Origin of the sequence: Streptomyces sp. NBC_00440 (assembly GCF_036014215.1) — a bacterium.
Lineage (GTDB): Bacteria > Actinomycetota > Actinomycetes > Streptomycetales > Streptomycetaceae > Streptomyces.
Genome location: NZ_CP107921.1, coordinates 3324429 through 3339379, shown reverse-complemented (window position 1 = coordinate 3339379; position 14951 = coordinate 3324429). Strand labels below are relative to the sequence as shown.

At 71.0% G+C, this 14951-nt stretch carries 11 protein-coding genes; 5 read left to right on the top strand and 6 right to left on the bottom strand.

The genetic code is table 11. The features are described 5' to 3' along the window. Positions 1 to 251 precede the first annotated feature (251 nt). Complete coding sequence (locus OHB13_RS14900; protein WP_328380291.1) at positions 252 to 2009, top strand: MFS transporter; 1758 nt, start codon at positions 252 to 254, stop codon at positions 2007 to 2009. 61 nt (positions 2010 to 2070) lie between these two features. Here OHB13_RS14900 and OHB13_RS14895 read toward each other — a convergent pair whose 3' ends face one another. The 5 genes from OHB13_RS14895 to OHB13_RS14875 all read right to left on the bottom strand — a co-directional run bounded on the left by OHB13_RS14895 (position 2071) and on the right by OHB13_RS14875 (position 9267). Further along, positions 2071 to 3159 (bottom strand): NlpC/P60 family protein, encoded by a 1089-nt coding sequence (locus OHB13_RS14895; protein WP_328377428.1) that lies wholly within the window; start codon positions 3157 to 3159, stop codon positions 2071 to 2073. Between the two features lie 9 nt (positions 3160 to 3168). Further along, on the bottom strand, positions 3169 to 3651 hold the full coding sequence (locus OHB13_RS14890) for a poly-gamma-glutamate biosynthesis protein PgsC/CapC (RefSeq protein ID WP_266855951.1): 483 nt from the start codon (positions 3649 to 3651) through the stop codon (positions 3169 to 3171). Then, the gene (gene pgsB, locus OHB13_RS14885; RefSeq protein WP_328377427.1) at positions 3648 to 5309 is read right to left on the bottom strand and encodes a poly-gamma-glutamate synthase PgsB; all 1662 of its coding nucleotides are present in this window, start codon (positions 5307 to 5309) and stop codon (positions 3648 to 3650) included. The genes OHB13_RS14890 and pgsB overlap by 4 nt, the downstream gene beginning before the upstream one ends. A 6-nt stretch (positions 5310 to 5315) precedes the next feature. Further along, positions 5316 to 7640, bottom strand: a complete 2325-nt coding sequence (locus tag OHB13_RS14880; protein WP_328377426.1) for a cache domain-containing protein — start codon at positions 7638 to 7640, stop codon at positions 5316 to 5318. A 394-nt stretch (positions 7641 to 8034) separates the two neighbouring features. Continuing rightward, positions 8035 to 9267, bottom strand: a complete 1233-nt coding sequence (locus OHB13_RS14875) for a CapA family protein (protein WP_328377425.1) — start codon at positions 9265 to 9267, stop codon at positions 8035 to 8037. A 47-nt stretch (positions 9268 to 9314) separates the two neighbouring features. Between OHB13_RS14875 and OHB13_RS14870 the strand changes: the two genes are divergently transcribed. The 4 genes from OHB13_RS14870 (at position 9315) to OHB13_RS14855 (ending at position 13930) form a co-directional block, all read left to right on the top strand. Further along, positions 9315 to 10352, top strand: a complete 1038-nt coding sequence (locus tag OHB13_RS14870) for a hypothetical protein (protein ID WP_328377424.1) — start codon at positions 9315 to 9317, stop codon at positions 10350 to 10352. Positions 10353 to 10454: 102 nt separating this feature from the next. Next, entirely contained in the window at positions 10455 to 11840 is a 1386-nt protein-coding gene (locus OHB13_RS14865; RefSeq protein ID WP_328377423.1) for an MATE family efflux transporter, read from the top strand. A gap of 378 nt (positions 11841 to 12218) precedes the next feature. Then, positions 12219 to 13130 (top strand): hypothetical protein, encoded by a 912-nt coding sequence (locus OHB13_RS14860; RefSeq protein WP_328377422.1) that lies wholly within the window; start codon positions 12219 to 12221, stop codon positions 13128 to 13130. Next, positions 13127 to 13930, top strand: coding sequence for a hypothetical protein (locus OHB13_RS14855; RefSeq protein ID WP_328377421.1), 804 nt, complete (start codon positions 13127 to 13129; stop codon positions 13928 to 13930). The genes OHB13_RS14860 and OHB13_RS14855 overlap by 4 nt, the downstream gene beginning before the upstream one ends. A gap of 56 nt (positions 13931 to 13986) precedes the next feature. Here the strand turns inward: OHB13_RS14855 and OHB13_RS14850 are convergent, their stop codons facing one another. Continuing rightward, positions 13987 to 14754, bottom strand: a complete 768-nt coding sequence (locus tag OHB13_RS14850; RefSeq protein WP_328377420.1) for a TetR/AcrR family transcriptional regulator — start codon at positions 14752 to 14754, stop codon at positions 13987 to 13989. Positions 14755 to 14951: the final 197 nt, after the last annotated feature.

Genomic DNA, 14951 nt, shown 5'->3' with positions numbered 1-14951 from the left:
ACCAGGCGTCCGAGTGAGTATCAGGGCTGCCGCCTCCGGCCTTCACGACCGGCGGCGGCAGCCCATTTCGTACGTGTTAGCGTCGCTGGGCAACTCTGGGCGCGGGGACTGCGTCCTCCTTCGCAGGAGAGCGAGCCTTGGTGACCACAGCAGACCCGACACGTGAAGAAGGCAGAGGGAGCCCCCGCGCCGGGGGCCGTACCGGCCTGCTCTCACGGGGTGACGGGCCGGGGCAGCGGCCCTCGGACCGGATGCCGTGGACCTGGCCGGCCGCCCACCCCGTCGTCACCGCGACCGCCGTGGCCGCCGTCGCGCACATCCTCTGGTTCTTCTTCTTCGCCAACAGTGGTGGCGACCTCGCGGCGCAGGACGCCTGGGCCGAGTTCGTCGGCCGCCACCCGGCGTCCGCGTACAACCTCGCCTGGTACGGCGGGATGCACCCCGTCTCGTACAGCGTGGTCTCGCCGTATCTGATGTCCGTGCTCGGTGTCCGTACGACGATGATGATCGCCGGGACGGTATCGGCCGCGCTGACCGCGCTGATCCTCGTGCGGCTGCGCGCCGTCCGTAATCCGCTGCTGTGCGCGCTCGCCGCCGACTTCGCGTTTCTCTGCAACGCGCTGTCCGGCCGGGTCACGTTCGGCCTCGGCACGATGTTCGCGCTGGGCGCGGTGGCCGCGGTCTTCTGCTGGCCGCACCGCTGGCGCACCCGCCGCTGGGCGAAGGCCTGGGTCGCCGCCCCGCTCGCCGGGCTCGCCACCGCGAGCAGCCCTGTGGCGGGGCTCTTCCTGGGTGTGGTGGCAGCCGCGCTCTTCCTCAACAAGCGGCGCCCCGGCGCCTATGCGCTGGGGCTCGCACCGGTCGCCGTGGTCGCGCTGTCCGCCTGGCTGTTCCCGTTCTCCGGCACCCAGCCGATGTCGGTGGGGACGGCTTCGCTCCCCCTCCTCTACGGGGTGTTCGTCCTCTTCCTGGTCCCGAAGGAGTGGCGCACGGTCCGTACGGGCGCGGCCGTGTACGCGCTGGGCGTGGTGCTCACCTGGCTGATCAACTCGGAGATCGGCTCGAACATCTCCCGGCTGCCGATGCTCTTCGCAGGGGTGGTGCTGCTCGCGGCGCTGCCGTACACGGTGCCGAAGTCGCGCAAGTGGTACGCCCTGGTGATCGCGTTCATCGGGCTCAATGTGTGGATCGGCTTCAAGGGCGTCGACGACGTGGTGCGCACCGCCCCCGCCGCCTCCTGGACCCGGGAACTCGCCCCGCTGGTCAACCAGCTCCAGAAGAGGGGCGCGGACAAGGGCCGGGTCGAGGTCGTCCCGGCCAAGAGCCACCGGGAGGCCTCCGCGCTCTCCCCGTACGTCAATCTGGCCCGCGGCTGGAACCGCCAGGCCGACATGGAGCGCAACCCGATCTTCTACGACGACACCCTCGACTCCGTCAACTACAAGGCCTGGCTGGCCCGCTGGGCGGTGCGGTACGTCGTACTGCCCACGGGGACGCCGGACACCGGGGCCGGCCAGGAGGAGAAGCTCGTCCAGGACGGTCTGCCGTATCTCAAGCGGCTCTGGGGCGACGACAACTGGCAGCTGTTCGCCGTCGACCGGCCGACGCCGATGGCCGACCCGCCGGGCACCGTGGAGCGCGCCGAGGAGGGTGGGCTGACCGTCCGGGTGAAGCAGCGGGGCCGGGTGCTGATCCGGATCCCGTACTCGCCGTGGCTGGGTCTGGTCGACGACGAGGGCAAGAGCGTCGAGCCGCCGCAGGAGACGGAGGCGTCCAAGGGGCGCGGCGAGGGCGAGCCGAAGGCCTTCGCCAACACGCACGGCTGCCTGGCGAAGACGGACAAGGACGCGGACGGCGACGAGTGGACGGAACTGCTCGCCCCGAAGGCCGGTGTCTACCGGCTGGCTTCGCCCTACCGGCTGCCGCGCGGGACACCGTGCCCGGACGAACTGAAGGACACCCTGCCCGCGGGCGCCCCGGACCAGCGGGTGGCTCCGGGCCACCCCTGAGCGTGGGCGCTCCTGATCCTGGGACGCCCCAGTCTCCCGTGGTTCCTGGGGTGTCCCTCCCTCAGATCCGCTTCGCGCTGCGCAGTGTCGCCGCGTAGTAGCCGTTGCCGTCGAGGCGGGAGGTGCCACCCTTGTCGCCGATGGTCGGGCCGTTCACCTCTTCGCGGCTGGAGACGAAGATCAGGTGGCCGTCCGTGTCGTGGCCCATGTACATGCCGATGTGGTCGAGCCGCTGCCCGGTCCGCTGGTCGAGCTTGAAGAACACCAGGTCACCGGGTTGCAGGACATCGATCGAGGTCGGCCGGTCCGCAGGCGTGATGCCCTTGAGCGGGATGACATCGGCGCCCAGCTTGGAGCGGCCGATGCCGTTCGCGGTACGGGGCAGGCCGTCACCCTGGCCGTCCAGCGGGGCGAGCGGGTAGCGCGCGCGGTAGCCGAAGACCGTCCGCATGAAGCCGGAGCAGTCGATCGCGCGGTACCGCGGCTTCTGCGGCTTGCGGGTGACACCGTTGCGGAAGGTGTACGGGATGCCGAGGTAGTCGAAGAAGTCCGACTGTTCGAGGCGCAGATCGTTGCCCTCGCTGCCTTCCGGGTTGATCGGCCCGAAGTTCGCGTCGCCCGCGTACGGGACGCCCTCGTCGTCCTTCTTGACCGGCGCCCCTTCCACGTACTGGAAGGCGAACGCGAAGAGGTCGTCCTCCTCGCTGCCGTAGTACTTCTTGAACCAGTCCTGGAACCACTGCTGCTTCTCGGCGCCCTTCTTCCACTTCTCGGGCATCAGCCGCACCCAACTCTCCGTGACGACACGGGACTTGGTGTTGGCCGGCTCCGCGAAGGTGCGGGACGGGCCGGTGAGCGTCGCCGTGCGGGCCGCGTCGGTGAAGGTGGCGAGCACCTTGCCGTCGGCGTCGCGCAGGACGGTACGGGCAGGCGAGTTGAGCCGTTCCCAGGTCTTCCCGGTCTTCAGCGAGTCGCCCGCGGTCCGCAGACCGGGCTTGTCGGTGACGGCCTGGACGGTCGGCGCCTTGGCCTGTTCGTCCTGGCGCAGCTCCACCGTGAAGTACGCGCTGCCCGCGAGCAGCGCGAGGACGGTGGTGGCGTGCAGGACCGTGCGGCTGCGCTTCGACTTCTTGGTACGCGGAGCGGTCATGGGATCACCTCAGGCAGACGGGAGGGCGCCGAGCAGGATGCCGGCGGTCAGGACGACGTAGGCGAGGAGCGAGACCGAGCCGGTGGCCAGCAGCGTCGCCCCCTTGGGCTGGCGGACCAGCTGGTAGGCGATGAGGCCGGGAACGATGAAGCCGAGCGTCTGGTTCGCGTACATCAGCGGGAACTCCACCTGGAGCACGATCATCACCGTCGCCTGGAGGATCACCCCGGTCAGCACCACGGCGGAGAAGAGCCGCTTGCCGTAGAGGATGACGACCTTCTGGAGCATCAGCACGGAGACGTACGTGAGGACGGTGACCCCGACGACCATCGCCGCCCGCTGCAGATCCTCGACGAGCGTCAGCGCGAGCCAGCCGGGCGTGATCATGCCGCCGGGGGAGAGGTTGGTCGTCAGATAGCAGACCAGGGAGAACATCAGGCCGAGAGCGATACCGATGGCGGCGATCTCGGGCGTCAGGACGGTGGGGATCAACGGGGGTCTCCTGCGCTGTTCTGCCGGCTCTGCTGGTACGGGTCGTGCGACGGATGCGGCTCGTGTGGCTCGTGCTGGTGCTGGGGCTGGTACAGGACGACCGGGTACTGCGGCTCCGTGTATGCCTGGTCGTGGTACGCCTGGTCGGGGTACGGCGGCTCCCGGTGAGCCTGCTCCGGGTGCGCCTGCTCCGGGTACACGGCGGGTTCGAACATGCCGCGGGGCTGCTGCTGCGATTGCCGCGATTGCTGGGGCTGTTGGGGCTGCTGTTCCTGCTGGTACGAGTACGGCTGGTGCTGCGGCTGGTAACGGGTCTCGTACGCCTCCGGGTAGGGCGCGTACGGGTCCAGATGCGGCCGGTACTGCTGCCCCAGCGTCTCGTCGTGCCGGGGGTGGTGCGGGTGCTGCGGACTGCGCTGTTCCGGTATGGCGGGAGCCGCGGCCGGGGGCGTCTCGTCCGGGGTCTCGTCCGGGGTCTCGTCGGGCGGGAGTTCGGCGAGGTGCTCCAGGAGCAGTTCGCCCTGGCCGTGGATGTTGCCGATGGCGATGAGCGAGGAGTCGGGTCCGAGCTCCCCGAGCAGCGCTGCCATGAACTCGTCCGGGTCGCGCCGGTCGCCGCCGAGGTCGACCGCACGGTCGCGCCACTCGGCGGGTATCGCGTCGATGGCGCTCTTCGCGGGGTGGCCGATGACGAAGACCTTGTCGGGCCGGAGATCGGGGATGATCTCGCCCATCTGCCCGTTGCGCTCGACGCGGTCGGGACGGCAGTTGATGACGACGTGCAGCGGACGGTGTACGGCGCCCAGGTCGAGCAGCTGGTTGACGTTCATCAGCGTCGACTCGGGGTCGTTGGCCGCGAAGACATTGGCGAACCTGAGCTTCTTGCCGTCGGGCGTCAGATACCGCTCGACGGAGAGGACGCCCGGGTCCGGCGGGGCGTCGTACATCCCCTTGAGGGCCGTCTCCCGCTCCACGCCGAGGAGTTCGGCGACCTTCAGCGCGATGGCCACGTTCTCCTTGAACGTGAACCAGCTGAACCCGCGCAGCTCCTCGTCGCTGACCGTCTCCGGATCGGCGTAGACCAGCTCGCAGTCCCGGGCGTCGGCCTCCTCCTGGAGGATCGCGAACCGGTCGACCTCGGCGGTGACACAGATACCGCCCTCCGGCATGGAGCGGCAGAGCGAGCGCGCCACGTCGTCCAGGGTCGGGCCCATCTCGGCCAGATGGTCCTCGCGTACGTTGCAGAGCACGCCGATCGTGGAGCGGATCAGCTTGGACTGGTTGATCTCCTGGAGCGCCGGCATCACCGCCATGCACTCGATGACCAGTGCCTGCGGATCGTAGGACGCGGCCCGGCGCACGATGCCGATCTGCTCGACCACGTTGGCAAGGCCGAACTTCCGGTAGACCGGCTCCTCGGTGGCGTCGGGGTGGATGAACCGGGCAGCGGTGCCCGTGGTCTTGGCGACCGTCACCAGATCCCCGCCACGCAGTGCGCCCGCGCAGAGCCGGGTGATGGAGGACTTGCCGCGGATGCCGTTCACCAGGACCCGGGAGGGAATGCGCTCCAGGTTGATGAAGTGGCGGCGCTGCTCGACGATGCCCGCAACGAGCAGGATCGCGCAGCAGACCACCAGCACGGTGTAGAGGAACAGCACGTCCGGTCAGGTCCTTTCGGCGTGGGTCGCGGGCGCCGCGGGTGCGCTCGGCGCGGTGGGCGCGGTGTCGCGCTTCGGCTGCGCCGGGAGCTGCTGGCGTACGAGCTCCAGAGAGCGGGTGACGGCGCCGACCTCGTCGTGGTGGCGCGGGTACAGGACGGTGCGGCGGTCTCCGCCGGCGAGCGCCTCGGCCTGGTCGGCGAGTGCCCGCAGCGGGCGTACGACGACGATGTGCAGCCAGCCGAGGCAGGCGGCGACGGCGGCCATCCCGAGCAGCCCGCCGAGCACGGTGAGGTTCTGTCTGCGGTACTCGGGGATGGCCAGGGAGCGTGCGGGCTGCTCGCTGACCACGGTCCAGCCGAGGGTCTTCGCCGCTCCGCCGCCGACGAAGGGCGCGGCTGCCGCGATCTGCACGGAGCCGCCGTCGCGGTAGAGGATGCCGCTGGGGTGCGGGCTGATGCCGGTCTGCTGGTTGGTCCCCGCGACGAGGGTCCTGAGGCGTTCGTTCGGGAGCCGGTGGAAGGCCCGGTAACCGGTGTTGCCGCCGATGACCCGCTGGTCGGCGTCCACGACCCGGACCTCGCCGAGCCCGGGCCGCTTGAGCAGCGCGTTCAGGAACTCGATCCGGAACTCCCCGATCACGGTGGAGCCGCTGCGGCTGGGGATCCCGGCATACCCGACGATGAGCGGCTTCTTGCCCGAGTGGTTGAGCACCCGGATCGAATGGCCGGCCTTGGCGCGGCTCACCGGCTGGTGGGGGGTGTCGCCCGCGTGGGCGACGACCTTCCCCGACGGGTCGACGACGTACAGCGACTGGTAGCGGTCGTGCTCCAGGCGGGTGCGCTCCAGGACGGTGTGCATATCGGCGGGCGAGGTGTCGCTGCCGATCAGCGTGGCCACCGAGAGCAGGTCGGCCTGGCCCTCGTTGAGGGCGCGGCGCACCCGGTCGGTGAGGGTGTCGGTGCGCTCACGCTGGTCGTTGACGAGCTGCTGCGGTACGACGGCGGTGTCGTCGGCGCGGTTGAGGAGCAGCAGCATCGGCGCGCACCAGACGAGCAGCAGCGCGCCGCAGACCAGGACGAGCCCGCGGCTGCCGAATCCGCCGGTGCGCGCGAACCTGCCGCGCCGCTGGGGAGCGGCCGCCCCCGCGGGTTCGCCGAGCAGCTGCCGGCGCAGCCGCTCAAGGGCGCGTCCGATCCTGGCGGCCTCCCCGTACGCGGGGGAGCTGACCGGGCGGGTCAGGTCGCCGCGGGTCAGCCTGCGGCTCTCCAGGAAGAGCCGGAGCAGCGGGCGTTGGACGGTGCCGAGCAGCAGCGCGACGGCGAGGGCCCCGATGACGACCAGCGCCCCGGCCGCGATCAGGCCGAAGAGCGGTCCGGCGACGGCGGTGGGGTTCTCCGAGACCGGGACCATGGCCACGACGCTGAGGCCGAGACCGGTGGCGATGGTCGGCTCACCGGGCTGCGGCCCGGCGAGCGAGGCGTATCCGGCGATGCTCCGGTCGCCCGTGTGGACGGCGCCCACCAGGCTCCCGCTGACACCGGGGAACCCGCCCGAGCCGGGCTCCCTGGCCGAGATGGGGTTCCGGCGCACCTTCACCGCGGCTGTCTTCGCGAAGCTCTTGAGCTGCTTTTCGGCCCGTTTGGCGTCGGCGCGCTGGGTGGCGGTGCGGACCTGCTCGGGCTCGGGGATGCCGTCGCTGGAGAGGATCTCCGCTTCGTCGTCGATGACGGCGATGGAACGGAACTGGCCCAGGCTGATGCCGGGGAAGCGCAGATTGCTGGAGGCGACCAGGAGTTGCTGCGGGGTGCCGGGCCATGACAGCACGGCGAAGGAGAGCAGCCGGGTCTCGCCGTTGGCGAGCCGCACCATGCGCGGGCTGAGCCCGTCCTTGGCGCGGAGTTTGGTGGTGTCGACGGCGGTGAGGGGGACGTTCTCGCCGCGGGCCGCCAGCAGTTTGCCGGAGGAGATCTGGACGACGGCCGTGCCGGTCCACTTCTGGTAGACGCTGCTGACCTTGTCGAGCACGGCGTCGGGCGACGCGGGCGCTCCGGCGTTGAAGAGGTTCGCGGTCCGGCCCAGGTCGGTGAAGCTCTCGTCGATCGAGGCGCGCAGCGCGATGGCGCCGTCCTCGGCGAACTGCTGCTGCGAGGTCAGCACCGCCTTGGGGACGGGGTCCTGCACCGTACGCCCGAGGTTGAGGGCCGTGATCCCGGCCAGGGAGAGCAGCAGGACCGAGAGGACCGCGATGGGCGGTCGTATGCCACCCAGCAGCGACATGTCGGCCCGGCGGCGGACCTTGTGTCGCCGCTTCGCAGGCGTGGCGGCCATGAGCGTTCCCTTTCTGGGACTTCTTCCCGGGAGTTCTTCCGGGACTTCTGGGGCGGGCAGGGCGGGGTGGGGCGGGGTGGACCGGATGGCGCGGGCCGTGCCGTCGGAACTGTGCGGGCCGGACTGTCCGGGTCGGAACTGTGTGTGTCGGAACGATGAGTGTCGAAACGGTGAGTGATCGGAACGCGGTCGCGAAAATGCATGACACGTTCGAATTGAGAACGGTTGTAAGGAAAGTGGCGGGTGTGACTCAGCGCACACAGCTGGCTCACAGCCTCCGCCGTGCCGGTCCACCCGGCAGACATCCGGGGGTGTCTCTCCGGTAACCGCGACGTCTCCCGGGCGCCCCCGCCCGTTCACCGGCCGGCCGCTGCCGCCCGGACCGCACCGCAGGTCAGCCGGGCAGACTCTCCAGCGGCTTCAGCCCGTCCTGCGCCGCGCCGCGGTTCAGCATCGTGCCCTCGGTGCGCTCGAACGCCAGCCGGTAGCGGGCCTTTTCCTCCGCGGTCAGCTTCCCGCTGTCACGCAGCGCCGCCGCCACATCGATGAGCCGGTGGTCCTGCACCGCGTCGGCGGCCGGCGGATTCGCCGCGTCGGACTCGGGCGGGATGGAGACGAGCGTCGGTACGTACCGTGCCCGGACCTCCCACTTGCCGCCCCGCTTCTGGAAGTCGAACCAGCCGATGACGCCCTCCTCGGTCAGCCCGGACGGCACCTCGTGCCGTGCGACCTGATTGCCGAGCCCGTACGCGATCCAGGTCCCGTCGACCTTCTCCATCGGCTGGACGACATGGGCGTGATGGCCGATGACCAGATCGATGCCGGTCTCACGGGCGATCCGGCGGGCCAGGCCGATCTGCCCCGAACTCGGCTCGGGGTGATGCTCGCGGCCCCAGTGGATGCTGAGGATCACCACATCGGCGCCGGCTTCACGGGCGCGCAGCTCGGCCTTCTTGATCCGGTCGAAGGCCGTCAGGTTGGCGAGCCAGGGCTTGTCCGCCGGGACGTCGCGCCCGTTGAACCCGAAGGCGTAAGAGATCTGTGCGACCTTGACGCCCTTCACGTCCATGATCAGCGGCCGGTCGGCCTCCGCACTGCTGCGGGCCGAACCGGTGTGCTTGAGCCCGGCCTTGTCGAGTGCGTCGAGCGTGCGCTTCACGCCGGGCGCGCCGTGGTCGAGGGTGTGGTTCGACGCGGTGGAGCAGGTGTCGTAGCCGATCTGCTTGACCGCGGTGGTGATCTGCGGAGGCACCAGGAAGTCCGGGAAGCTGCGGAAGGGGCCGTTGGGCTCGCCCACCACCGGCTCGAAGTGGCAGATCGCCAGATCGGCCCGGGAGATGACGGGTTGCACCCCGGCCATCAGCCGGTAGAAGTCGAGCCCCTGCTTGCCTTCGGCCCTGGCGTCCTTGCGGGCCTGCTCGATGAGCGGCGGATGGATGAGGATGTCACCCGCAGCGGCCACGGAGAACGACTGCCCGCCGCCCTTGCCCGATGCGCCGTGGCCCGATGTCCCCGACGCGTCCGAACCGTCGCCGCCGTTCAGGAGCGAGCACCCCACCGCGGCCAGTGCGAGGAGAGCCGTCGCTGCGGCGCGGGTTGTGAAGGAGGCGTAAGGGTGTCGTGTCACCCGTGTATTTTTACTTCAATATGACGAGTCCTTGGGCCGGTAAAAAAGTGATCTTTGCAATATCGCTGGTCACAGCGTTGGTGGCGGTGGGTGTGGTGCTCGTCACGTCCAACGGAGGAGGCGGTTCCGCCAAGGACCGGCCGCAGCGTGCCCGCCCGCGCGAGCAGGTCGACCTCGCCGCGCGGATCGATGACTTCACCCGGCAGACGATCCGCCGCAGCGCCTTCCGCCCGCCCACCGCCCTGGAGCGCCGTGCGGTCGCCGACGGCGTCGGCCTGTATCTGGACGGACGCCGCGCGGAGGCCGGGAGGCGCCTGGCCGAGGTCGACTTCGGCGTCTCCGCTTTCACCGACACGGCCACCGGCCGCCCCTTCGCCGAATTCGCGGACCGGGCACGGGAGTCCACCCGGGGATGGGGCCGGGTGTACGTGGACCTGCCGCAGGCCGGGCGGCCCGTGGCGAAGTGGTCCGTGCAGGTTCCGCACCCGGTCGCCGATGCCGACAGCGAGAAACTGGGGGTGGGGGCGTGGCGCGCCACACCCGGTGGGGTGCTGGTGCTGGCGGGCGCCAACCGCAGGGCGGGCAAGGACGGCGCGGCGGATGTGGCCCACCGCCGGGACACGGTCTTCCACGCGGTCTGCGCCGAACTGATCGCCCGCCGGCTGCCGGGCATCCAGGTGCACGGCTTCGCCGACTCCACCGAGCCCGACTACGACGTGATCGTCTCCACCGGCCGGGGCGACCACGGCCGCACCTGGGGCGAAGGCCTGGCGGCAGCGCTGTCCCGGCAGGGCTTCGACGTCTGCCGGGTCTGGGTGCGCCGCTGCTCACTCGAAGGCCGTACGAACGTCCAGGGGCGCGCCGCGGCCGACGCCGGACTCCCCTTCCTGCACGTGGAGTTCAGCCGCACGGTGCGGAAGTCCCCGGAGCGGATCACCCGCGCGGTGAAGGCGATCAGGGAGGCGGCGGGGTCGGCCGGCGGGGCTGCGCGGCCGGGGGCCGGCGCGCGTGCGGGAGCGGGTGCGCGGGCGGATGAGGGGACAGGCATGAGTGCGGATGCGAACGAGGACGCAGTTGTGGGGTGAGCGCGCAGTGGTGGTGTGCGGGCGCTGTCGACCGGCGCGGTGGGCAGGCCGGAGGCGAAGTTCCGCCACCCGGTGCCGTGTTGAGTGGCAGGATCCCCGTATGTGAGCCACGACCGCAGCGCGTTCATGACCATCGCGAGGACCGCAGCCCCGCTCTACGTCACCACCCTGGCCGCGTCGGCGGGTTCGCTCGTCGACACGGTGCTGCTGGGCCGGCACGCGACCGCCTCACTGGCCGCCTTCGCGGTGGCCGTGGCGGTTTTCGGGCCGGCCACCGCCACCGTGGCCGGCGCGCTGCGCGGGGTGATGCCGTTCATCACGCCCCACCGTGAGAATCCGGACGAACTGCTGCCGCTCGTACGGAGCGGGATGTGGCTGGCGTTCGCGGTGGGCGGGGTGTGCGCGGCCGTGGTCGCCGCGGTCCCGCTCATCGGCGGACTCTGGGGCGTACAGCCTGCCGTGCTCCACCAACTGGGGCTGCTGCCCTGGCTGCTGGCGGCCAGTGTGCTGCTGATAGCCGTCGGCGGATCGGCGACATCGGTCCTGGTCGCGCTGGGCCGCTCCGCGCAGGTGATGCGTTCCGGTCTGGTGGGCACCGCCGTATCCGTCACGCTGTCGATCCTGCTGGTCGGCGGCCCGGGGCCGCTCCCGAGCCATGGACTGACCGGCGCGGGCGTGGCCATGCTCGCCTCCAGTCTGATCAGCACCGGCCTCAACCAACTGGCCCTGCGGCGGCGCACGGTACTGGCGGGACGGCCGCTGCGCCCCGGCCGGCCCGACCCGCGGCGTGTGCTGCGGCTGGCCGCGGTGGGCATCCCGCTCGGCGGGACGGTCCTGGTGAAGTTCTCGGTGCTGGGCATGCTGACGTTCGCGGCGGCCCGGATCAGTACGGACGCGGCAGCCGTGCACGGCGTCTCGGAGTCGCTGGTGAACGTCATCTTCACCGCGGCGGTCGCGGTCGGCCAGTCCACGGTCCCGCTGATCGCCGACTACGCGTCCAAGCGTGACCTCAGGAGGATCCGCCGCAGTGTGGGGGCGGGGGTCAGGGTGGCCCTGAGTGCGGTCACCGTGCTGGGGGCGGTGCTGCTGGCGCTGCGGGGCCCGGTGGTGGGCCTGTTCACGACGGACGACTCGCTCAGCCACCAGGTGATGAGACTGCTGCCTCTGGTCCTCGCGGTGGTGGTCGCGGACGCACTGCAGGCGGTGGCGGGCTTCGCCCTGGTCGGACTCAGGCGAACGGGCCCGAGTCTCGTGTCAACGGTGGTGTGGTTCGGGGTACTTGCCGCTCTGGCGGTCCCGGTGGCCGATACGTACGGTCTGACGGGCCTCTGGGCGGCGCTTGCGGCTGCGAACCTCCTGCAGGCCGGAACCAAGACGTACTCATTCCTGCGGCACAGCTCCCACCTGCGGACGCAAGGGGTCGCCGTAGCCCGTACGGGTGGCACCAGTGAGTCCGCAGGACGCACCACGCCCGGGGCACAAGGCTGAGGGGTGAGCCGAGGAGTGACCCATGGTGCTGACACCGCCGCAATGCCCCCACTGCCGTGACCCCCGTCCGCTGTGGAAGGACACCAGCACCACCGGGCCGAAGGTCCCGGACGGATGGCGCTGGTACTGCACAGGATGCCGACAGGTGTGGGAACCCACGAACGACCACAGGGCGAGGTACCGGGCCGTCGCACCGAACGGGCCGGGCGTATATGCGGGGATCCGCTGAGCCGGGCGTATGTGCGGGGAACTGCTGAGCCGGGCGTATGTGCGGGGAACTGCTGAGCTGAGGTACGCGCGGGGATCCGCTGAGCCCGCGTGCGCGCTGGGCTCCGCTGAGCCGGTGCGTGCAAGGGCCTGCCGTGCTGTACTGGCAAGGTGGAGCGAAAGCACTCATTGGCAGCGGTCACGCACCTGAGGCGCCCCGGCGGGGCGGCTTCGGACAGTGCGCGCGACCGGCGGGCCGAGGAGATTCGTACCCGGGTCCGGCTGATGATCGAGATCACGGCGCGGGCAGGGGCGTACCGGAAGGGCCTGGTCGCGGCCGCCCGCCGGCTCAGCCCGGAGGAGGCGACGATCCTGTCGGATCTGGAGCGCCACGGACTGCAGGTGCCCCAGCTGCACGACGTGCTGTGCGGTGGCCATGTGCTGGTCGACGACCCGCAGTTGTACGAGGACTGGCGGTTCGCCAAGGTCAGCCACGAGCGGCTGTCCAGCCACCACCGTGACATCGACAAGACGCTCTATCCCGACATCGGAATGCGCGGGGACGTGGTGCGGGAGAAGCTGCACGGGCGCACCGCGCAGGGCACCTGGGTGCAGCTGGAGAAGACACCGGCCGCGTTCGGCGGGCGGAAGCTGCCCAGCGTGAGCGACCTTCGCCACCTCATGGACTACGTGGTCTACCGGATCACGCGCAGCAATGTCGGGCCCTGGGGCCTGTCCCGGATGACCGAGCGGCGCCCGATGTATCTGGCGCCGTTCCTCGCCGTGCCGACGTCCCTGACGCCTCCGGTCGCGCGGTTGCTGACCCAGGCACTGCGCCGGATCGAGGAAGCCGACGACGTCACTGCCGTCTCCGCCGACCTGGCGGCCAGGTTCCCGCCCCCGGACCGGCAGGACCTGGCCGGCGAGCTGGGACAGTCGCTGTCCGGCAGGGCGGGCCGTGGGCTGTTCGGCAGCTCCGGGGTATGGGTGACCGAGACCCTCTCACGCAGCGCCGCCGCGGTTCTCCGGGAGAGCCGTGTGCCGCCTGCGGTGGACATTCTGCAGCCGGGAAGGCCGTCATGAGCGACGAGCAGCGCGATGTTCCCCCTCCGACGCCGTCGGCCGCGGGGTCGGACGGATCGGACACAGGGTCGGACACAGCGTCGGAGACGGGGGAGGCGTCCGTCCCCTCGGGGCTGGTGTCGGCCGTGGTGAACCTGGTGAACACGGGACCGGTACTGCTCGGTGCGTACACCATCGCGGAGCTCACCGCCGTGGACGCGATCGTGGACTTCCTGGAGGCCAGGCCGTCGGACGACGTGATCGCCGAGGCCGTCCGCTCGCTGGCGGCACGCCAACTGCTGCTGGCGGGGGATACGGGCGAGCAGGTCCAGGTGCAGGGAGACCTGGGCATCGCCGTGGCGTTCCAGCAGAGGGCCCGCAAGGTACTCGATGCCCGTACGACCGGGTCGGGCCCGGGTGAGCCCTGGCGGATCCTGTTGCTCCCCCAGCCCGAGCGGATCTGTCTCATGGTCCACATCGACGCGCTCGGCGTCCACCAGCTGGGCCTGTACAAGCTCGACGAGGCCCTGAACATGCTCACCGAGTGGCTGCCGCGAGGCTCGTCGGCGGACCCCGACGAGACAGCGGACCCCGAGGCCGTGCTCGCCGCTTCGGAGCGCTCCGCGCTGATCACCGTCACCGACTACACGGCAGAAGGATCGGCCGAGACCGCGGGCACCAGCAGGGATCTGGTGCTGGCCCGCAGCGGCGGACGGCTGCACGCCCTCGCCCGGGACCCCGCCGACCGGGAGAAGCTGGTGCCGCACCCGGAAGCGCGCAGGGACAACGTCCGTGAACGGCTCATCGATCTGCTGGGGTAGACAACTGAACTGCCGGGGCCCGGGCACCGCTCACGCAAACGGCTCCCGAAGGCCACTCACCGCCCTGCGGCAGCGTCGCTCTGCTCGGGGGCTTCGGCGGTGCTGAGTATGGTCCGGATCGCGGTCACCACCGCGGAGTTCTCTTCGTCCGGCACCTTCCGGATCTCTGTGCCGGGGGCGTGGATCATGGAGTCCAGGAGCCCGTCCGCCAGGCCGAGTACGAGTTGTTCGGCGGAGGCGTGGGGGAAGAGGCTGTGGGTGAGGGCGACGTTGCCGTGCAGCCCGGCCCACAGGGTCTGGGCGAGTTGCTCCACAGGGAGGGTGAGCGCGTAGCCGTCGTTCTTGCAGCGGGTGACGGCCTCCCGGAAGCGTTCCGAGACCAGCCTGGCGGGGTGGCGTCCGATGCGGTCGGCGTCGACGGCCGGCTGGCGCATCTCGTACATGAGCCGGTACTGACCCGGTGCGCGGAGGGCGAAGCGGCAGTAGGTGTGCACCTGGGCCCGCAGCCGGGCGAGCAGGTCCGCCCCCTCGACGCGGGCGGTTCCGTCGGCGGCGCGCATCTGGTCGGCGAGGTCGCGGTACTTGTCGGCGAGCGCTTCCCAGATCATCTCGGTCTTGTCGGAGAAGTGCAGGTAGAGGCTGGGTGCGGAGACCCCTACCTCCTTGGCCACTGCTCGGATGGTGAGCTTCTCCGTGCTGCCCCACTCGACCAGCAGCCGGTTGACCGCGTCCAGGATCTCCCCGCGCAGCCGTTCGCCCTCTCCCTTGCGGGAACGGGCCCGTTCGGTGGCCGGTTGCCCGGGTTCGGTCGGCTGCGCGCACATGGTCGGTCCTTTCCTTCTGCGCGCCCGAGCCTACGCGCGCCGCAGGCCCCGGCCGCGCCGGCCGCCTCGGGGCTGCCCCAGGTGGTCGTGGCGAAGGCCGGGGTCGATGGGGGTGGGGGTGCCGGACGGCTGCGGCCGGGCGGCCGGGCAGTCGGGTGGCCGTCCGGCACCGCGGACGGCGGGGTCAGCGGGTGACC